Source organism: Bradyrhizobium sp. SZCCHNRI1009, from assembly GCF_032487575.1.
Lineage (GTDB): Bacteria > Pseudomonadota > Alphaproteobacteria > Rhizobiales > Xanthobacteraceae > Bradyrhizobium.
The window spans coordinates 269,481-288,930 of record NZ_JAUEUL010000007.1 but is presented as its reverse complement, the minus strand read 5'-3'; the positions used below and the strand labels follow the sequence as shown (position 1 = coordinate 288,930).

Genomic DNA, 19,450 nt, shown 5'->3' with positions numbered 1-19,450 from the left:
ACGGCAGGCCCTCAGGGTGAGGGGAAGTAGCTTTCCCTGGCCGGCTTGGTCATCTGATTGGATCTCCCGCTCTGCGCTGAGATCAACGGCCGGCGATCGCCTGCTTGACGCCCTGGATGCGCGGCAGGGCGCCGGTCGCCTCCGACGGGGCCTTCGCAGCATCCTTGCCGCCGTCCGGTCCTTTGCCGGTGGCATCCGGGAAGCGCGCCCGCATGTCGCGCAGGAAGCCGTCGAGCGTGTCGACGCTCGCCGCCATCTTCGCGATCTGGGCGAATTCGGCGCTGGAGCCGCTCGCCGGTTTGCTGGCGACGTCGAACGCGATCTTGTCCGCCTCGCCGGTCATCAGCGGCGCATATTTCTCGCGGAAGCGGGCGAGGCCGATGGCGTCGTCGGCGAGCGCATAGCCGACCACGGCCCGCAGGATGTCGCCGCGCTCGGCCGGATTGAGCGGACGGAAATCGCGCCAGCGATCGCCGTAGTAGAGCTCGATCTGCTCGGACGCCTCGCGCCAGCGCCGCGACGCCCAGTAGATGTCGGAGCGCAGCCGGATCGCCTCGCGGCCGCCGATGTTGCTGATGATGTCCAGCCCGAGGTCGTAACGACCGATGTCGCTGTTGGCGCGCGCCTCCAAGAGCAGCCGCTGCTGGCGCAGCTCGCCCGCGAGATCGGCGATGCGGGTGGTGCGCAGCGCCTCGATGGCACGGTCCGGCTTGCGGTTGGTGAGGTAGACCATGGCGAGACGCGCGGCGACCTGGGCGCGCGCCGCACCTTCGAGGCGATGGTCGACCTGGTATTGCAGAAGCTCGGCGGCCTGGTCGAGCAGGTCGATGCCGACCAGGCGGTCGGCGAGCTTGCGGATCATCTCGTCGCCGCGGCGGCCGATCGGAGTCAGCTCGCGAAACCCGTAGAAGATGCTGAGCGCATCGACCGGCGGAAGCTCGTCGGCCTTGCCGCTCAGGAACAGCTGCGAGAACAGGCGGGAGGCTGCATCCTGGGCCTGCCGCGCCAAGTCGGAGTTGGGCATCAGGCGGGTGGCCTGGCGCGCGGCCTCGAGCGAGTCCGCGTAGCGCCCGGCCTCCTCATAGAGCTGCGCCATCATCTGCAACGTCTGCACCTCGATCGCATCGCCGCGCCAGATCGCCTGCAAGGTCTCCAGCTCCTTCAGCGCGTCGGACGGCTTGATCTCGCCGCGCTTCTGCAGGAGCTTGATCTCCAGCAGCTTGGCCTCGGCGGCTGCCGGGCGGTCGTCGGAGTTCACGGCGAAGCGATAGTCGTCGAGCGCGTCCTTCTCCTGCGCCATCGCCTCGGCGAGCCGGCCGCGCAGCACGGCGATGTCGGGCTTCATGTCCGCGGGCACGCCGATCACGTCGATCTCGGCGCGCCGCTTGGCGGCACCGGCGAAATCCTTGATCTCGAGCGCCGACTTCATCGCATCCGCGATCACGATGCGCTGCAGGTCGAGCGGCAGCGAGGCGATGGCGAACTCGACGTTCTTCAGCTTCTCGCGCGCGTCCGCAAACTTGCCCTGCCGGGCGAAAGCGAGGCCCTTCCACATCTGGGAGTCGAAATTGTTGCCGATCGACGGCGTGGCGAGATCCTTGAGGCCCTGGTCCGGCCGGCCCATCAGGATGCTTGCCACCGCGTGGATCATCAGCATGGCGGTCTCGTCGGTGCGCGGATCGGCGTCGGAGATCATCAGATTGGTGACACCGCGCGCTTCCGGATACATCGCTCGCGCCATGTAGAAACGCGCCAGCGCCAGCCGCGTCTGCGCCCGCCGCTCCGGCTCGGCGTTGGCCGCGGCCTTGATCAGGAGATCCTCGCGCGGCACGAACGGCTGGGTCTGGTTCTGCTGCCATTCGTCGATGTCGAACATCGGCCTGACAGCGGTCGGCGCCCGTTCCGGCGAAAAGCCGATCGACGACAGCGTCAGCCCGCCCGGCCGGCCCAGGATCACCTTGTCAGGCGCGATCTCGACGGCGATGTCATCCGAATTCGGACGCACGGCGATGCCGTGGATGGAATCGAGCAGCGACAGATCGACGAAATCCTGGCGCTTGATGAAGCCCCGGATCGGCGGCGGCGCCGTCACGACCAGCAGCGTGTCGCCGGCATCCGGGTCGGTCAGGCGGTGCAGCATGCCGGCTCCGGGATTGGCGAGCGGCACCATCACATTGGCAAGCGCGGGATCGGTGACGTTGCGCATCACCATCAGCGGCTGCTGATTGGCCTGGCCCTTGTCGGCGAACGACAGCGTCCAGCTGCGCCCGCCATCATCGCTGCCGAGCGAATGCATCTGCGGGCGGTTGAGCCGGATCCGGATCGCCTGCCCGTTATCGAGCGGCATCCTGTTGACCTCGCCGATGATGGCGCCGCCCTTGGCGCGGATGGGCTCGACGTCGACGGGCTTGGTCGAATCGAACACCATCCATACCGTATCGCCGCGGCGGAACAGCGCCGCCGGCGTGACCTGGCCGAAGCCGAAGGTGAGCCGCAGGCCCTCGCTGTCGCGCAAGGCCTCCAGGGTGGCGGCTCCATTGGCTGCCTTCTCGGCCGGCTTGGTTTCGGCAGGCTTGGTTTCGGCAGGCTTGGTTTCGGCCGACTTGGTTTCGGCCGACTTGGCCTCTACAGCCTTGGCTTCGGCCGACTTGCTCTCGACGGGCTTGGCGGCTTCGGCTTTGCCGGCCTCCGGCTTCATCGCCTCGGGCTTCGCTGGTTCGGATTTGGCCGCCTCGGATTTGACAGCTTCAGGCGCAGCAGCTTCAGGCTTGGGGAGCTCGGGCGCGGCTTCGGCCGGCGCGGCAGCAGCAGCTGCCGACGGCGCAGGCTCGGCCGCGGGCTCCGTGGCTGGCGCCGCGACCGCAGGCGCCGGCTTGGCCTCCGTCTTCATCTCCTTGGCGATGGTGTCGGAGGTCGGCGGCACGATCTCCGGCTGCGCAGCCTGCTTCGGCTTGTCACCATTGGGCTTGCTGCCGTTGGGTTTCTCGGCCGCGGCCGCCTTGGCGCCCGGCAGCGTGTCCGAGGAGACTGCGGAAACCTTCTTGTCCGGCTGCTGATAGGCGACGTCGATGTTGTAGTTCTTCTCCTCGCGGAAGGCGCGAACGTCGACCTCGCCGATCAGGCCGATCTCGACGACGGTCCTGCTGCCGTCGATGCGCTGGTTGATCGCGGCGACGTTGGGCGGCGAAACGATCTTGGCGTCGGCGAGATCGAAGGACAGCGGCGCGGTGAAGAACAGCGACAGCTTCTGGTCGTTGAGCACCGAGGAGATGCCGACGCCGTCGGGGATCTCGAACACGAAGCGCACGAAGGTCGGCTGCACCAGCGCGCGCACCCGGATCGGCGGCCGCTTCTTCGATTCCGCCTCGGCGCGCTGCAGCCGCAGCGCCTTCTCGGCGGCGCGCGCGCGCTCGGCGAGCTCGCGCACGACCTCGGCCGGCAGCGGCGGCGGCGGCCCGGTCCAGCTGTCGGGCAACAGGTCGATGAAGACGCGCTCGCCCGCGGTCATGGTGTTGACGCGGACCTTGCGCGACAGCGACAGCCGCAGCGCCGAGCCGTCGGGGTCGCCGCGGGCCGACGAGATGTAGTCGGGCGCCGCATCGACCCAGCGGTCGATCGGAACGGTGGCGGGGCGATCGAACCTGATCAGCAGAATCGAGCCGGCGGTGGTGACGTCGGCGCTGACGTCCTCGGCGAATTTCAGCACCAGCCGCGCATAGCCGTCCTGAGCCGACAGGCTCGCCTCGCCCGGCACCGGTGCAGCGCCCGCCGCGACCGTGGACAGCACCAGGCCGATGACGATGGCCGACAGCAGCGCGAGGCCGGCGCGCGCCCGTGCGCGGGCCTTCGACCGCAATCCAATGGGAGTCGTGCGCGCCATGGTCACAAGCTTCCGGTTCGACATCCGCAACTTGACGGATACGCCTGCCCCGCCACGCCGGAAATCTAGGTGCCGGCGTTTAAGGGCGCATTAAACATGCGGCTCAATTGCTCTTCACGGGCACGATCTTGCCTTCGATCTTCGGCAGCTCGGCGCTCGCCTCGGGCCGTTCGGCGCCGGCCCGGCGGGCGAGCTCGACCGTGAGCCGTTCGGCCGCCTCCGGCGTCATCAGGCCGAGAATGTCGGACATCTTGCGTGGCGCGATCTGCGAGGCGATCTCGATCAGCACCGACATCTCGAGCCGGTCGAACACCTTGGCGGCGTCCTTCGGCTTCATGCCCTCGTACATCGTGACGATGCTCTTGAAGCGGGCGTTGTCGGCCTCGGTCTTGGCGGCCTGCGCGCCGGAGATGCGGCCCTCGATCGCCTTCATCTCCTCGGTCTTGGACTGGATGCGCTGCTCGGCGGCGCGCAAAAGACTCTCGCGGATGTCGATCTCTCTCGCGCGCGCGTCGAGCTCCTGGCGGCGCGACTGCAGCCGCTCGAGGATCGCCTTCTCCGCCGGCGACACCTGCTGCTGGTTCTCCTCGGGCTTGATCACGACGCCCTCGGGCTTGGTGTCCGGAGCGGCGGGCTTGGGCGCCTCCTCCTTCTTCTCCTTCGGCGCGCCGTGCGTGGAGCCGGTGACGATGTCATTGTCCTCGCGGCCTGGATAGCCGAGGTTCTCCTGAGCCCAGGACCGCTTGGTCGGGTGAGGGTCGTAGTCGAAAACGTAGCCGCCATCGATCACCAGGCCGGCCACCTTCAGGACCGCGAGGCAGGCCACCGCGATCAGGACGACGGGAATGACGCGGATGTTACGAAACGCATTCATGCGGCAAGGCCACCAGTCCTTCGACGTTCGGAGAATGCCTGGGCCGCGGCGGCAACCGCCTTGGCACCGGAGACGCGCACCGGCTCGGTCGTGATCGCCGGCACAGGCGCCGGCGCCGGCTCGGGCGCGGCGTCAGGCGAGGTGATGGGTCGCGCGGCGCTGGCGATGCGCGACAGGCGGCGCACCACGCCGTCGCTCTCGGCGAGCTGCTTGCGCAACTGGTCGGACATCTGCGTCGCGGCGGCGAGCTGATTGCCGAGATTGTCGTTGACGTCACGCACCGCGAGCTTGAGGCCGCCGATCGCGCGCTCGGCGATCTCGGTCGCGGTGATCAGCTCAGCGATCACGGCCTTGAGCGAATGCTCGTCGGCCTTCAGCCGCTTCAGCCTGGAATTCAGCAGCATGCAATAGCCGATGGTCAGCACCAATAGGACCGCCACCAGGCTTTCGATGATCAATCCGAGGGAGTGGTTCATTGGGCCTCCATCAACTTGTTCTGGCCTTCGGCGCCTTCGAACATCGCAAGCGTCGTATTCGGCTTGCGCAAATTCTTGGTGACACGGATCGCGACGCGGTCTCCGACCCGCCCCATCCGCCCCTCCGTCAGCATGGTGCTGCCGCAGCGGACCGCGACCAGCGCATCGGGACGGATGTCGAGCGGCAGGGTGTCGCCGACCTTCAGCTTCATGAGCTGCTTCAGCGGCACGTCGGCCTCGTAGAGCACGGCGTCGACGGCGATCTCGGCCTTGGTGATCTCGGTGGCGAAGTGGCCTTCCCAGACGGGATCGCGGCCGAACTTCTCACCCATGAACATCTGCAACAGCACCGGCCGGATCGGCTCGATGGTCGCGTAGGGCAGCAGCAGCTCGATGTTACCGCCGCGGTCTTCCATGTCGATCCGCAGCTTCACCAGGATCGCGGCGTTGGCGGGCCGGCTGATCGCGGCGAAGCGCGGGTTGGTCTCGAGCCGGTCGATGGTGAAGCGCACCGGCGACAGCGGCCGGAACGCCTGCTCGGCATCGCTCAGCACCACCTCGATCAGGCGCTTGACCAGGTTGGTCTCGATCGTCGTGTAGGGGCGGCCCTCGACGCGGAGCTGGGTGTTGCCGCGGCGGCCGCCGAGCAGCACGTCGATGATCGAATAGATCAGGGTCGAGTCGACGGTGGCGAGCCCGAAATTCTCCCACTCCTCCGCCTTGAACACGCTGAGCACGGCCGGCAGCGGGATCGAGTTCATGTAGTCGCCGAAGCGCACCGAGGTGATGCGGTCGAGCGAGACTTCGACGTTGTCGGAGGTGAAGTTGCGCAAGGACGTCGTCATCAGCCGCACCAGGCGGTCGAAGACGATTTCGAGCATCGGCAGACGCTCGTAGGAGACCATCGCCGAATCGATGATCGCGCGAATGCCGGAATGGTCGTCGAGACTGACCTCGCCGGCGGTGAAGCCGAGGAGGTTGTCGATCTCCTCCTGCGACAGCACCCGCTCGCCGCCATTCTTGGTCGCGCCGAAATCGCGGCTGCCGTCCTCGACCATCGCGGCCCATTGCAGGGCCATCGATTCGGTGAGTTCGTTGGCTGCTGCGGCTTCCGCGGCCTCTGTGGGATCCTCCGAGTCGAGCGAGGCTTCCCATTGCGCGGCTATCGCATCTTGGTCGACTTGATCGTTGCCAGCCATGATCGTTGCGCTTCTTTGCCTTACTGGACCACGATTTCCTTGAACAACACCGCGTTGACCTGGTTGGGCGCCAGCGCGACGTTGACCCGCTTGGTGAGCTCCTCCTTGAGCCGGAACAGGCCCGCCGAGCCGTTGAGGTCGCTCGGCCGGAGCTCGCGCAAATACGTCTGGAAGATGTCGGTGACGCGCGGAAGCGTCGGCTTGATCGTCTCGACCTGCTTCTCCTCCTTCACCTCGAGCACGATCTTCACTTTCAGATATTGGACGCGGTCACCGGGATTGCCGACCAGGTTGACGAGAAGGTCCGGCACCTCGACGAAGGCCGGCGGCTTCGGCGGCGGCGCCGCCTCGGCGTGATGCTCGTCGTTCTTGTGGCTGAAGAAGAAGAAATAGGCCGCGCCGCCGACGCCGAGCAGCGCCAGCGCGCCGACGACCATGATGATCAGCTTGAGCTTGCTCTTCGGCGAGCCTGCTTGCTCCTCGCCTTCGCCTGCTCCGGCTTCGTTCTCGGCCATAGCTTTCGGATCCTTCCGGAAAATCGAGCCGATGCCGCCAGAAAGCTTAATGACGCGAAACCAACGCTCCCAGCGCATCTGCGCTTTGTTGAGGGAACGCTACGGTAACAATGGTTAACGGAAGCTTTCTTTTGCCGAGGCGGTGGGAAAAACTTGCCGGGCAATTATGGTTAGCGAGACGTTATTGCCGGGTGTTCCGAACCCGCACTGAAATACAAACCGTTGATTTATCGATAGTTTCAGAGTTGGCACGGCTTTCGCTGTACCCCTTGCGAACCCGCCGGCTTGGGAGAGCTGAAAGGTTCTGGAAGACCCGGTCGAGACCGCCTTGGGAGAGGTGCCGCGAACGGGATTCGTTAAGAGGGGAGATCGACCGGTGGAGAATGCGCTTCTCATCGGATTGTCGCGGCAGATGGTGCTGGAGCGACAACTCGACGTCGTTGCCAACAACGTCGCCAACGTCAACACCAACGGCTTCAAGGCCGATCAGCAGCTGTTCGAGGAGTATCTCTCCTCCGGCGCGCATGAGGACAATTTTCCGGTAGCCGGCCGCAGGGTCTCCTATGTGCAGGACCGCGGCACCTATCGCGACTTCTCGCAGGGCTCGATGCAGCGCACCGGCAACGCGCTCGACGTCGCCGTCACGGGCGACGGCTTCCTGACGGTGCAGACCGCGGCCGGCGAGCGCTACACCCGCGATGGCAATCTGCACATGAACAACCTCGGCCAGCTCGTCACCGCCGCCGGTGACCTGGTGCTCGGCACCGGCGGTCCGATCGTGTTCCAGCAGACCGACCACGACATCAACATCTCGCCCGACGGCACCGTGACGGTGGTCGAGGGCCTCAACCGCACCGACTCGATCCGCGGCAAGCTGCGCATCGTCAACTTCGCCGATCCGCAGGCCGCGCAGAAGCAGGGCAACAACCTCTACGCCGCCGCCGCCGGCGCCACCGCACAGCAGGACACCAAGTCGACCGTGCAGCAGGGCTACATCGAGAAGTCGAACGTCAGCGCGGTCGGCGAGATGAGCAAGATGGTCGAAGTGATGCGTGCCTACACCCAGGTCGCCAACATGCTGCAGGTCCAGAGCGACCTGCGCAAGAACGCGATCGAGAAACTCGCCGACGTTCCGGCCTGACAGATCTTGAAGGAGACGTGACATGCAGGCGCTTCACACCGCTGCGACCGGAATGGCGGCACAGGAACTCAACGTTCAGGTGATCTCCAACAACATCGCCAACCTCCGCACCACCGGCTTCAAGAAGCAGACGGTGGCGTTCCAGGACCTGATCTACGAGCACATGCGCCGCGTCGGCGCGCAGTCGTCGGACCAGGGCACGATCCTGCCCGTCGGCATCGACATCGGCGGCGGCGTCAAGACCGTCGGCACGCCGCGCTCGATGACCCAGGGCACGCTGTCGCAGACCGGCAACGACCTCGACCTCGCGATCTCGGGCGAGGGCTTCTTCAAGGTGCTGATGCCCGACGGCACCTTCCAGTACACCCGCGACGGCACCTTCCAGATGGACAATCAGGGCCGCATCGTCACCGCCCAGGGCAACCCGGTGCAGCCGACCATCACGATCCCGCAGAACGCCTCGGGCATCACGGTCAACGCGCAGGGCCAGGTCTCGGTGACGCTGCCGGGCTCGACCACCTCGAACATCATCGGCCAGCTCCAGATCACGCGCTTCATCAACAAGGCCGGCCTGCAGCCGGTCGGCAACAACCAGTTCACCGACACCCCCTCCTCCGGGCCGCCGCAGGACGGCGTCGCCAACCAGGACGGTCTCGGCAGCATCACCCAGGGCAGCCTGGAGCAGGCCAATGTCGACGTCGTCAGCGAGATGAGCGAGCTGATCGCCGCGCAGCGCGCCTACGAGATGAACGCGAAGGTCATCTCGGCCGCGGACCAGATGCTGCAGTCGACCACGGCGCTGTTCCGCTGAGGTTCGAAGGGAGATCACCGTCATGACCCGTACCGTCCGTCCCTTCCTTCTTGCGGCTGCCCTGCTCGCCTCGACTGCGCTCTCGGCGCTGGCCGGCGAGGCCGACGACCAGATCAAGGCGCCCGTGCTGCGCTCCACCGTGAACGTCACCGGCGACATCGTTCGCGTCGGCGACCTGATCGACAATGCGGGCGTCGCGGCCAACATCGCCGTCTACCGCGCGCCCGACCTCGGCACCACCGGCGTGCTGCCGGCCGCGCAGGTGATCGCGACCCTGCGCACCCACCAGGTGATCGGCGTCGAGGTCCGCGACATCAAGGAGGTCGCGGTCACGCGGCTGGCGCGCGCCGTCGATGCCAAGGAGATCGGCGCGGCGGTGGCCCAGGCGCTCGATCACCGCAACGGCCTTGGCGATGCCGCCAACCTCAGCATCAGCTTCGACCAGCCGGTGCAGGACCTCAAATTCGAGGCGTCGATGTCGGGCACGCTGGCGCCGACCAGCGTCCGGTTCGACCCACGCAGCGGCCGCTTCGACATCACCTTGGAGCTCGGCCAGGCCAATGGCGCTGGTACGACCAAGCTGCGCTACACCGGCACGGCGATCGAGACCGTCGAGGCCGTGGTGCTGACCCGCAACATCGATCGCAACGAGATGATCCGCTCCGGCGACCTGCAGACCGAGCGACGGCCGCGTGCCGAGCTCGGCGGCGGCGAACCCGCCTCGCGCGAGCTCGCGGTGGGCATGCAGATGCGCCGCCCGGCGCGCGCGGGCCAGGCGCTCAAGACCACCGACCTCGCCAAGCCCGACCTCGTGCAGCGCGACCAGGCGGTCACGCTGATCTTTCAGACCGCCGGCATCTATCTCACCACGCGCGGCAAGGCGCTGGAGTCGGGCACCGAAGGCGATGTCGTCAGCGTGCTCAATCTGCAGTCCAAGCGCACCGTGACCGGCCGCGTCTCGGGTCGCGGCCAGGTCTCCGTCGACATCGCCGTCGCCAAGCCGGCGCAGACCTCCGAAGCGGACATCGCCGCGCCCGTGGCCGTCGCCAGCCGCCTTCCCACCTCCGCCACCCCGAAAGCCGAGTAAGTTTCATGTCGAAGTTCAAGTTTGATGATCGGGGCGCATCGAGCCTGCGCCGGGTCGCGCTGATCTCGGTCTCCTTCGCGGTGCTGTCGATCGCCGGCGGATGCTCCTCGATCGACCGTCTCAGCCAGATCGGCGAGCGGCCGAAGCTGACGGAGATCGACAATCCGACCACGCAGCCGGGCTACAAGCCGGTACAGATGCCGATGCCGAAACCCGAGACCGTGTCCTACGCGCCGAACTCGCTGTGGCGTAACGGCTCGCGCGCCTTCTTCAAGGACCAGCGCGCCCGTCAGGTCGGCGACCTCCTGACCGTCACGGTCAGCATCTCCGACAAGGCCAATTTCGCCAACGAAACCCAGCGCAGCCGCACCAACAAGGAGGATTCGGGCATCACCGACTTCATCGGCGCGAAGACGCTCGGCGTGCAGGCGCAGAAGGTGCTGCCCGGCCGCATCCTGACCGCCGACGGCACCTCGTCCTCCGACGGCAAGGGCACCATCCAGCGGTCGGAGTCCCTGACCACCAGCGTCGCCGCGGTCGTGACCCAGGTGCTGCCAAACGGCAACCTCGTCGTCGAAGGCAAGCAGGAGATCCGGGTCAACTACGAGATCCGCGAGCTGATCGTGGCCGGCATCGTCCGCCCCGAGGACATCCAGAGCGACAACACCATCGACTCCACCAAGATCGCCCAGGCTCGCATCTCCTACGGCGGCCGCGGCCAGATCACCGACATCCAGCAGCCGCGCTACGGCCAGCAGGTGATGGACATCCTGCTGCCGTTCTGAGGCAAACCTCAGCATCAAGGACCGGGCGGAGCGCCGCCCGGTCGCACTGGAAGCCGCCCATGCGATGACCTCGCAAGGCGCGAATCGAAACGAGGACCAGGACACACGACCGAAATCCCTCCCCAGGCGGGAGGGTCGGACAAGGGATTGGCCGAGCGCGATATGGGTCATGGCGCATGACCCCGCAGCCGCCGCCCTTCTCTGAAAACGAGCTCCCACATTGCCCAATGCGAACCTAGGCGCGGCGGGTGATGTATACGCGGCCTCCGGTAGCTCCCCTGCCGGAGGCCGTGTTCGTTTTAGTTGTCACACCCGAGCTGATGGACGCCAGCTCAAAGCGTTCCAGCGCCACCTCGGCTCACACGAACGCGGCCTCGACCACGCCGAGGCCGTCCAGCTCCATCCGTACCCGGTCGCCCGCGCCCAGCCAGATCGTCTTGACCAGGCTGCCGGTCAGGACGAGCTGCCCGGCCTCGAGCCCGTCACCACCCGCGGCGAGATGATTGGCAAGCCAGGCCAGCGCATGGACCGGATGTCCCAGCACATCCGCGCCTGTGCCCTCGCCGACCAGGGTGCCGTTGACGATGGCACGGCCCTGCACAGCGGCCAGGTCCGCCACGGCAGCGCGTGGGAGCGCCGGGCCGAGGACACAGCCGGCAGCAAAGAAATCGTCGGCGACCAGCGTCGGCGCTCCCAGCGTCTGCCATTGCACATAACGGTCGTCGACGATCTCGATCGCCGCATGACAATCGCCGATCGCCTCGACGACACGATCCATGGTGAACGGCGCGTCCAGCGGCAGCAGGTCCTGCTTGAGCCGCACGGCGATCTCGCATTCGACGCCCACGCGAACGAAGTCGGCCGTCCGCAATTCGACACCTGTCTGGTGAATACCGGACGCGAACACTCCGCCGGAACAGGGATGCGGAATGCCAAGATAGTCCTGCATCACCTTGCTGGTGCAGCCGATCTTGTAGCCGGCGAAGTCACCGGCCTGCTCGGCGAGCAGCCAATGGACTTCGCGCTGGATCTCATAGCCGGCCGCTTCATCCTTCGGCTGAAGCTGAGGCGGCAGAGCCCCCAGGGGCGCCCGCTGCTTGCGGGCATCTACGATCAGTCGCGCAGCGGCAAGGATCTCGTCTGCTCCCATGGCCCTTCAACTCCCCTGGCCCGCGGCCCGAACCGGCATCGCAGGATCTATGGTGAACGGATTGTTTATAAACGAGTTTTGGACTCCCATCTCAGCTTCACCAACAATTTGAGACGGCGCGGCCGCGGCGCAAGCGGCTCGTTCAACCGATTTCACGCTTCACGATACCGAGTTCGAGCAGACTTTCCGCAGTGGCGACGATCGCGTCCTCGTTGGAGCGTGGACTCCAGCCGAGCAGACGCCGCGCCTTGTCGGCGCTCGCCTCGCAATAGCGCCCAAGCAACGGCCGTACAGCGCGCAGCTGCGGCACGGCCAGACCGAGCAGGCGCGCCAGCCAATCAGGCAACTCCCGCCGAGGCGCCCGCCGTCCGGCTGCGCCCATCCGCGCGCGCAGGACCTGCGCGATTTCCAGCAGCGAGACGCTCCGGCCCGCCATCGCCAGGAAGCGCTCGCCTTTGGCAGCCTGTGTCGTCATCGCACGCAAATGCAGGTCGGCGACGTCACGCACGTCGACCAAGCCGAAGTTGATCCGCGGCACGGCCGGAGCCTGCCCGGACAGCAACGCCTGGACCATGGTGATCGAGGTCGAGAAGTCCGGCCCCAGCACCGGGCCGAGCACGGCGACGGGGTTGACGGTCGCGAGCTCCAGCGCGCCGCCATCAGTGGCGATGAAGTCCCAGGCGGCACGTTCGGCCAGGGTCTTGGACTTCGGATAGGGCTGCACACCGGGGCCGTCGAGATGGCTCCAGTCGGTCTCGTCGAACGGCCGGCGGCGTGCCCCATGGCCGTAGCCGATCGCGGCAAAGGACGAGGTGACCACCACGCGCCTCACACCGGCATCGCGCGCCGCCCGCAGCACCCGCAAGGTACCATCGCGGGCCGGCACGATCAGCGCGTTCTCATCCTTCGGCACGGAGGCCGGCAGCGGCGAGGCGATGTGCAGGACATAATCGCATCCGTCCACCGCGGCCAGCCAGCCCTCATCTCTGGTGAGATCGGCGGCATGAAACGACAGCGGCCCGGTGTCGATCGCACCGCCGCGCCGGAGCATGGCCAACACCTCGTTTCGTCGATCGAGATCGCGCAAGGTCGCGCGGACACGGTGACCCGCGGCCAGCAGCTGCAGGACCGCATGCGCCCCGATGAAGCCGGAGCCGCCGGTAACCAGAACCTCGCTCATCGAATTGCCTTCTCCGCGCAGGAATCCCCGCGCTGGAATGGCACAGCGCGATGGCGAGGCCATGTCGGGACCGGCCGCGCAGCGCTCTGCGCGCGCCGGCGCTCAGCTCGCCTCCGTTGCGGCCACCGAACTCTCGCCAGGCGTTTTGAGCCAGGGCAGCTCGAACTGGCAGGTCAGCCCGCTCTCGGCAAACGTCCGCTGCAGATGCCTGACGGTGCGGGTCAGCAGCCGGCTGCCGAAGCCGACCACCGGCGGCTCTGTTGCCGGCGGGCCGCCGCTCTCCTGCCAACGGACATGCAGCGCGTCCTGCGCCAGCGACCAGCTGACATCGACGTGACCGTTGGGCGTGGTAAGCGCGCCGTATTTGCTGGCGTTGCAGGCCATCTCGTGGATGACGAGCGCCAGCTGCGTCGTCAGCTCGACCGGGACCAGGACGGCGGGGCCGCTGGTCGCGAGCTGATCCGGTGTGCCGGCGAACGGCGCGACCTGGCTCCTGATGAGCGCGGCGAGATCGGCGCCCTGCCAGTCGTTCTCGGCGAGGCTGGTGTGCACCGTCGCCAGCGCATGCAGGCGCGAGGTGAAATCGCGGACCTTGGCGTCGTGGCGCGGCAGCAGCTGATGCGCCAGCGACTGCACCACGGCGAGGCTGTTCTTGACGCGATGGGCGAGCTCATGCACCAGCAGCTCGCGCTTGCGGTCGGCTTCCTTCGCGGCCGTGACGTCGATGTTCACGCCGATCATGTACGGATCGCCGCCGCCCTCGCCGCCCAGCATGCGGGCGCGCGCCTCGATCCACCGGATCGAGCCGTCGGGCAGCGGCACCCGCCATTCCGAATCGAGCTCCCCGGTGATCAGCGCCTGCTTGTTGTCCCGGTCGGCACGCGCCTGGTCCTCGGGATGCACCAGCGCCAGCCAGGCGTCATAGATCCCGGGGAACGTGCCCGGCGCAAGCCCATAGAGCTCTTCGATCTCATCGGACCAGTGGCTGGCGCCGGATCTGCCGTCCCAGGTAAAGGTGCCAAGCCGTCCGTATTTCGCGGCGAGCTTGAGCTGCCCGGCCGTGCGCGACGCATCGTCCCTGGCCTGGGCGAGCATCCCGAAATTCTCCTGGATGACGCGTGCACTCTCCGCCTGCGCCCTTTCGGCCGCAGCCAGTCGGGCGTTGAGCGCCCGGACCTCCGGGGGATCGGCGGGCGCGGCCTCGCCGGGGATGGCGCTCTTGACGGCGATGCTTTCGAGCGGCCGGGCGATGCTTCGGCCGATGCCGGCCGCCAGCAGCAGCGCCAAGGCACAGATCGTCGTCGCCACGATGGTCGCGGTCTGGACCGTCGAGGAGATCGCCTGGGCGAAGGCCGCCTGCTTGATGCCGACCCCGACCGTCCAGTCGCTCAGTTGGGGACGCGCATTGGCGTTGATGACCCGATCGCCCTCGATCGACGGAAACTCCGCAATCCCCTCGGTCTTGGCCGTCGCCCGCCAGCCGGCCGACGCCGGCTGCCCGGTCGTGGTCGCGTTCTTCGGGATGCGCGAAACGTAGCGGCCCTGGCCGTCCATGATGCCGACCAGCCAGTCGGCCGGCAGCTGCTGCTGGGCCAGCAGCCGGGTGTAGCTCGCGGCCGGCATGGCAATCGAAAGGCAGCGGAACGGCTTACCGTCCTTGAAGACGGGGACATCGACGGTCGCCACCCACGCGCCGGAGTTGGGGCCGGTAAAGATGTCCGAGATCGACGGCCGCCCCGACTGAAACGCCCGCTCCTGCGAGCGCCGGCCCTCGGGAGTGCGCTCGCCGAGCGGCTTGCCCGGCGTTGCGATGGTGTTGAGCAGCAGCCGGCCGCTGGCGTCGGACACGATGATCCAGCCTTCGCCGCTGACCGCACCGACACGGCGCGCCTCTGCCTCGAAGCTGCTGAGATCGGCAGCGCTGAGATCAGGCGACTTCGCCAGCACCTCCGCGAGCGCGATGTAGCGCCGCAGTTCGGCGTCGACGGCACCGGAGATCGTTTGCGCGGCATAGGACAGGCCGCGCCGGATCGAGGCGTCGGCAGATTGCGCCATCGACACGATGACATAGGCGATCAGCCCGACGCAGGGCAGGAACAGAATGCCGGCCAGCAGAAGGAGGCGTCCCTTGATGCTCAGGGCGCCGTAGGAACGCTGCATCGTTGCCAGCGCGCCTCTGGCTATATTCGGCTCGCCCATGATTCCCCGCGGCGTTCCGAGATGGAACCGCAGATAATTCAGCAGACGCCGAAAAGTTCCGGATGTTTGGAGAACAAAGGCGCTTGCGTTCGCTCCCGCACAGCCTGTGCGGACCGCACGAACACGTCTCGGCCGTCAACACTGCGGCCGCACCCGGCAAGCGGCCGCAATCCCTGCTCGTTCAGGTCAGCGTCGCGATCTACTCGTCGCGATAGACCTTTTCACGCTTCTCGTGGCGTTCCTGCGCCTCCACCGACAGCGTCGCGATGGGACGGGCCTCGAGCCGCTTCAGCGAAATCGGCTCGCCGGTCTCCTCGCAATAGCCGTAGGTGTTGTCCTCGATACGCTGGAGCGCCGCGTCGATCTTGGAGATCAGCTTGCGCTGGCGGTCACGGGCGCGAAGCTCGATCGCCCGGTCGGTCTCCGACGACGCGCGGTCGGCGAGGTCCGGATGGTTCACGTTCTCCTCCTGCAGAGCCTGCAGGGTGAGCTTCGATTCGCGCAGGATCTCCTCCTTCCATGCCAGCAGCTTGGCGCGGAAATAGTCGCGCTGGCGTTCGTTCATGAAAGGCTCTTTTTCGGAAGGTTTGTAGTTCTTCAACTTTTCCAAGGTCAGCCCATCTGTACGTGCTGGCGCCGGTTTCGGCACCGGCGGACGGAATACGCCCGTTCGCGGCCGCGTTATATAGCGGCCTCATGTGACAGACAATATTTCCATCGGCACGGGCGCCCCGCCGTTCGGGCCGTTGCACAGGCAAATTCGACCCCGGCCGGCGGGACGCCGTGGATGGCCTCAGTAACCGACCGTGAAACGGGCCCGCCGGTGCGCCGGACGCTCGATTTCGTCGGCCATCGCGACCGCGAAGTCCTCGAAGGTGACGAAACTCTTGCCGTCGGCATCGACCAGCAGCTGGTCCGTTCCGAGCCGGAACTTGCCGGTCCGGGCGCCGAAATCGATCATTGCCGAGGGCGACAGGAAGGTCCAGTCGAGCTCCCTCTCCTGGCGCAGACGGTCGAGGAACGCGGCGCCCTTCTCCGCTTCGGCCTTGTAGGCGGCCGGAAAGCCGGGCGTCGTCACCAGCCGCACACCCGGCGCGACCTCGAGCGAGCCGGCACCACCGACCACGAGGTAACGCGATACGCCGGAGTCCTTGGCGGCTCCGATCAGGGTCTCGACATCGCTGACCAGGAAATGGATCGCGCTGATCGCGACATCATGGCCGGCCCAGAGTTTCGCCAGCGCGGCGCGGTCGTTGGCATCGCCCTGCACCGCCGTGACGTTGGCGCGCTTCTCGATCTTGTCCGGGTTGCGGGCGATGCCGGTGACCTGGTGGCCGCGGTTGGCCAGCTCGGCGGTGATACGGGATCCGGCACGGCCGGACGCGCCGGCGACGGCGATCTTCATGGGGCAGCTCCTATGTTCGAGATCACGAGGTCGGATCCGAGACTGGACGCAGCCACCTCGGTATCCGATAGTGACTAGATAGCCGAACGAATGCTGGTGTTAAGAGCGCACTTTAAGATCACCTGGTCACGCCGGAGTAACCGATGAGAGCCGCGAACGTCTACGCCGCCGACTGCCCGACCCGCCAGATCCTGGATCGCGTCGGCGACAAATGGGCCGTGCTGATCCTGATCCTGCTGCGCAACGAACCGTTGCGTTTCAATCAGTTGCGGCGGACGATCGAAGGCATTTCGCAGAAGATGCTCTCCCAGGTTCTGAAGAGCCTGGAGCGCGACGGCCTGGTGCGGCGGCGCGCGGCCGCGACCGTTCCGGTGACGGTCGAATATTCGATCACGCCGCTCGGGCTGACGCTCGCCGCCGCGGTCGATCCGCTGCGCGACTGGGCCGAGCGCCATCTCAAGGAGGTCACCGCGGCGCAGCGCCGCTACGACGCGCAGCAGCCGTCGAAGGCGGCCTGAACGCGCGCGATCCGTCTCAGCCCCGCCCGGCCTTGGCGAGCTCGACCTCGACGCGCAACTCGATCTCGGAGAGGATCGCATCCAGTCCCGGGTCGCCCGAGGTCTGCTTCAGGTCGGCCGCGGCATCGCGCAGCCGCAGCGCCATCGCGGTGTCGAGCCTGCCGGACAGCAGCGACAGCTTGAGATCATCGAGCACGTCGAGCGCGCGCTTGCCGCGCTGGACCGAGCGCTTGCGGCGCTCCGCCGGCTCCTCCTCGATGCCCTGCAGCGCCAGCAGCGCATCGATGTTCGCAGTCTGCTTCGGCGCGAGCGTCGCGCGCGTGTCCTGCGTGGTGCCGGCATCAGGCAGCCTGAAGCCGCCGGACGAGGTCTTCCGCGTCGCGCTCGTCGACGAGCCCAGCGTCGTGCCTTTCGGTCCGTAGATGCGCATCGATGGCTCCCGCAAGCTTCCGCCTCTCGACGGGGAGATTGGCTCCGTCGTGGTTAACGGTGCGTAAACGGCCCGGCAAATTCTGCCGGGGCGGCAGCTTCGTTCCCCCGGCGCGCCCCGGGATCGCAACAAGGCTCGCGATTGATTTCACACTCTTTCAAGGAGTTAGCCCGGAGCATCGCCCTGGCACGGCGCTCGCATAGTTGAACGTCGATCATGCGGTCATGGGAGTGGCCGAGTGATCACTTGAAGAGTTCGAGGGGAGCATAGGATGCGACGCGTCCGAACTACGCGCCTGTTTCAGGTCGCCTGCGCCGCCGTGCTGGCGCTGGCATCTACCGTCATGTCTGCGAATGCGACCTCGCGGATCAAGGATCTCGCCAATATCGAAGGCGTGCGCCAGAACCAGCTGATCGGCTACGGCCTCGTGGTCGGCCTCAACGGCACCGGCGATACGCTGAACAACATCCCGTTCACCAAGCAGTCGCTGCAGGCGATGCTCGAGCGCATGGGTGTCAACATCCGCGGCGCCACCATCCGCACCGGCAACGTCGCCGCAGTCATGGTCACCGGAAACCTGCCGCCATTCGCCACGCAAGGCACGCGCATGGACGTGACGGTCTCCGCGCTCGGCGACGCCAAGAACCTGCAGGGCGGCACCCTGCTCGTCACCCCGCTGCTCGGCGCCGACGGCAACGTCTATGCGGTGGCGCAGGGCTCGCTCGCGATCTCCGGCTTCCAGGCCGAGGGCGAGGCCGCCAAGATCGTGCGCGGCGTGCCGACCGTCGGCCGCATCGCCAACGGCGCCATCATCGAGCGTGAGATCGAGTTTGCGCTGAACCGGCTGCCGAACGTACGGCTTGCCCTGCGCAACGCCGACTTCACCACCGCCAAGCGCATCGCCGCCGCGATCAACGATTTCCTCGGCGTCAAGACCGCCGAGCCGATCGACCCGTCGACGGTGCAACTGAGCGTCCCGGCGGAGTTCAAGGGCAACGTCGTCGCCTTCCTGACCGAGATCGAGCAGTTGCAGGTCGATCCTGACCTTGCCGCCAAGATCGTCATCGACGAGCGCTCCGGCATCATCGTGATGGGCCGCGACGTGCGCGTGGCGACCGTCGCGGTGGCGCAGGGCAACCTCACCGTCACGATCTCCGAAAGTCCGCAGGTCAGCCAGCCCAACCCGCTGTCCCGCGGCCGCACCGTGGTCACGCCGCGCACCAGCGTCGGCGTCACCGAGGAAGGCAAGAAGTTCGCGGTCGTCAAGGACGGCGTGTCCTTGCAGCAGCTGGTCGACGGCCTCAACGGCCTGGGCATCGGTCCCCGCGACCTGATCAGCATCCTCCAGGCCATCAAGGCGGCCGGCGCGATCGAAGCCGACATCGAGGTGATGTGATGGCGACGTCCTTCATCGACTCCTATCATGGCCGCGTCGCCCTCAGCATGCCGACGGCGGCGGCGGTCACCGCGCCGCGCACCGATCTCGATCTCGCCGAGGCGCTGACCAAGGTCTCGCCCAAGGCGCAGGCCAGGGCCAAGGCGACGGCGACCGACTTCGAAGCGATGTTCCTCAACAGCATGTTCTCGCAGATGACCAGCGGCGTGAAGGGCGAAGGTCCGTTCGGCGACACGCCGGGCACGGGCGTCTGGCGCTCGATGCTGACGGAGCAATATTCCAAGAACTTCGCCAAGGCCGGCGGCGTCGGCATCTCAAACGACGTCTTCCGCACTCTCATCCTGCAACAGGCCGGCAGCAGCTCCGGCGCCAACGGCAAAGCGTAGATGTTCGCGTGACAAGCG

At 67.0% G+C, this 19,450-nt stretch carries 18 protein-coding genes; 7 read left to right on the top strand and 11 right to left on the bottom strand.

From position 1 onward, the window contains the following. Positions 1–82: 82 nt before the first annotated feature. The 5 genes from QX010_RS15880 to fliL all read right to left on the bottom strand — a co-directional run bounded on the left by QX010_RS15880 (position 83) and on the right by fliL (position 6,944). Positions 83–3,880: a tetratricopeptide repeat protein gene (locus QX010_RS15880; RefSeq protein WP_316180439.1), complete on the bottom strand. Its 3,798-nt coding sequence runs from the start codon at positions 3,878–3,880 to the stop codon at positions 83–85. A 103-nt stretch (positions 3,881–3,983) separates the two neighbouring features. Then, entirely contained in the window at positions 3,984–4,754 is a 771-nt protein-coding gene (locus QX010_RS15875; RefSeq protein WP_315804291.1) for a flagellar protein FlbB, read from the bottom strand. Continuing rightward, positions 4,751–5,230, bottom strand: a complete 480-nt coding sequence (locus QX010_RS15870) for a DUF6468 domain-containing protein (RefSeq protein WP_315804292.1) — start codon at positions 5,228–5,230, stop codon at positions 4,751–4,753. The genes QX010_RS15875 and QX010_RS15870 overlap by 4 nt, the downstream gene beginning before the upstream one ends. Next, positions 5,227–6,429, bottom strand: a complete 1,203-nt coding sequence (gene fliM / locus QX010_RS15865) for a flagellar motor switch protein FliM (RefSeq protein WP_315804293.1) — start codon at positions 6,427–6,429, stop codon at positions 5,227–5,229. The genes QX010_RS15870 and fliM overlap by 4 nt, the downstream gene beginning before the upstream one ends. A 20-nt stretch (positions 6,430–6,449) precedes the next feature. After that, positions 6,450–6,944: a flagellar basal body-associated protein FliL gene (gene fliL / locus QX010_RS15860; protein WP_315804294.1), complete on the bottom strand. Its 495-nt coding sequence runs from the start codon at positions 6,942–6,944 to the stop codon at positions 6,450–6,452. A gap of 376 nt (positions 6,945–7,320) precedes the next feature. Here fliL and flgF point away from each other — a divergent pair, with 376 nt between their 5' ends. From flgF to flgH, 4 genes are read left to right on the top strand one after another with little or no spacing between them, the layout of a single operon-like run. Next, entirely contained in the window at positions 7,321–8,085 is a 765-nt protein-coding gene (gene flgF, locus QX010_RS15855) for a flagellar basal-body rod protein FlgF (RefSeq protein ID WP_316180437.1), read from the top strand. 22 nt (positions 8,086–8,107) lie between these two features. Beyond that, entirely contained in the window at positions 8,108–8,896 is a 789-nt protein-coding gene (flgG, locus tag QX010_RS15850; protein ID WP_315804296.1) for a flagellar basal-body rod protein FlgG, read from the top strand. Positions 8,897–8,918: 22 nt separating this feature from the next. Further along, on the top strand, positions 8,919–9,983 hold the full coding sequence (gene flgA / locus QX010_RS15845; RefSeq protein ID WP_316180435.1) for a flagellar basal body P-ring formation chaperone FlgA: 1,065 nt from the start codon (positions 8,919–8,921) through the stop codon (positions 9,981–9,983). A gap of 5 nt (positions 9,984–9,988) precedes the next feature. Next, a complete protein-coding gene (flgH, locus tag QX010_RS15840; RefSeq protein WP_315804298.1) occupies positions 9,989–10,768 on the top strand; it encodes a flagellar basal body L-ring protein FlgH in 780 nt (259 codons plus the stop codon). A gap of 358 nt (positions 10,769–11,126) precedes the next feature. Here flgH and QX010_RS15835 read toward each other — a convergent pair whose 3' ends face one another. The 5 genes from QX010_RS15835 to QX010_RS15815 all read right to left on the bottom strand — a co-directional run bounded on the left by QX010_RS15835 (position 11,127) and on the right by QX010_RS15815 (position 16,702). Beyond that, complete coding sequence (locus tag QX010_RS15835; RefSeq protein WP_316180433.1) at positions 11,127–11,918, bottom strand: 2-keto-4-pentenoate hydratase; 792 nt, start codon at positions 11,916–11,918, stop codon at positions 11,127–11,129. A 142-nt stretch (positions 11,919–12,060) separates the two neighbouring features. Beyond that, positions 12,061–13,098 carry an aldehyde reductase gene (locus tag QX010_RS15830; protein ID WP_316180431.1) on the bottom strand — a complete coding sequence of 346 codons (1,038 nt, stop codon included), beginning with the start codon at positions 13,096–13,098 and terminating at the stop codon, positions 12,061–12,063. 102 nt (positions 13,099–13,200) lie between these two features. After that, the gene (locus tag QX010_RS15825) at positions 13,201–15,258 is read right to left on the bottom strand and encodes a sensor histidine kinase (protein WP_316180429.1); all 2,058 of its coding nucleotides are present in this window, start codon (positions 15,256–15,258) and stop codon (positions 13,201–13,203) included. 238 nt (positions 15,259–15,496) lie between these two features. Beyond that, on the bottom strand, positions 15,497–15,862 hold the full coding sequence (dksA, locus tag QX010_RS15820) for an RNA polymerase-binding protein DksA (protein ID WP_170323279.1): 366 nt from the start codon (positions 15,860–15,862) through the stop codon (positions 15,497–15,499). A 228-nt stretch (positions 15,863–16,090) separates the two neighbouring features. Continuing rightward, the gene (locus QX010_RS15815; protein ID WP_316180427.1) at positions 16,091–16,702 is read right to left on the bottom strand and encodes an NAD(P)-dependent oxidoreductase; all 612 of its coding nucleotides are present in this window, start codon (positions 16,700–16,702) and stop codon (positions 16,091–16,093) included. Between the two features lie 143 nt (positions 16,703–16,845). On the opposite strand from QX010_RS15815, the gene QX010_RS15810 reads away from it, so the two are divergent. Beyond that, positions 16,846–17,220 carry a helix-turn-helix domain-containing protein gene (locus QX010_RS15810; RefSeq protein WP_316180424.1) on the top strand — a complete coding sequence of 125 codons (375 nt, stop codon included), beginning with the start codon at positions 16,846–16,848 and terminating at the stop codon, positions 17,218–17,220. Positions 17,221–17,236: 16 nt separating this feature from the next. On the opposite strand, the gene QX010_RS15805 is transcribed toward QX010_RS15810, so the two are convergent. After that, a complete protein-coding gene (locus tag QX010_RS15805; protein WP_316180422.1) occupies positions 17,237–17,650 on the bottom strand; it encodes a flagellar assembly protein FliX in 414 nt (137 codons plus the stop codon). A 271-nt stretch (positions 17,651–17,921) separates the two neighbouring features. Between QX010_RS15805 and QX010_RS15800 the strand changes: the two genes are divergently transcribed. Next, complete coding sequence (locus QX010_RS15800) at positions 17,922–19,046, top strand: flagellar basal body P-ring protein FlgI (RefSeq protein ID WP_315738786.1); 1,125 nt, start codon at positions 17,922–17,924, stop codon at positions 19,044–19,046. Further along, positions 19,046–19,432, top strand: a complete 387-nt coding sequence (gene flgJ, locus QX010_RS15795) for a flagellar assembly peptidoglycan hydrolase FlgJ (RefSeq protein ID WP_316180420.1) — start codon at positions 19,046–19,048, stop codon at positions 19,430–19,432. Before QX010_RS15800 ends, flgJ begins: the two co-directional genes overlap by 1 nt. The last annotated feature ends 18 nt before the right edge of the window (positions 19,433–19,450 follow it).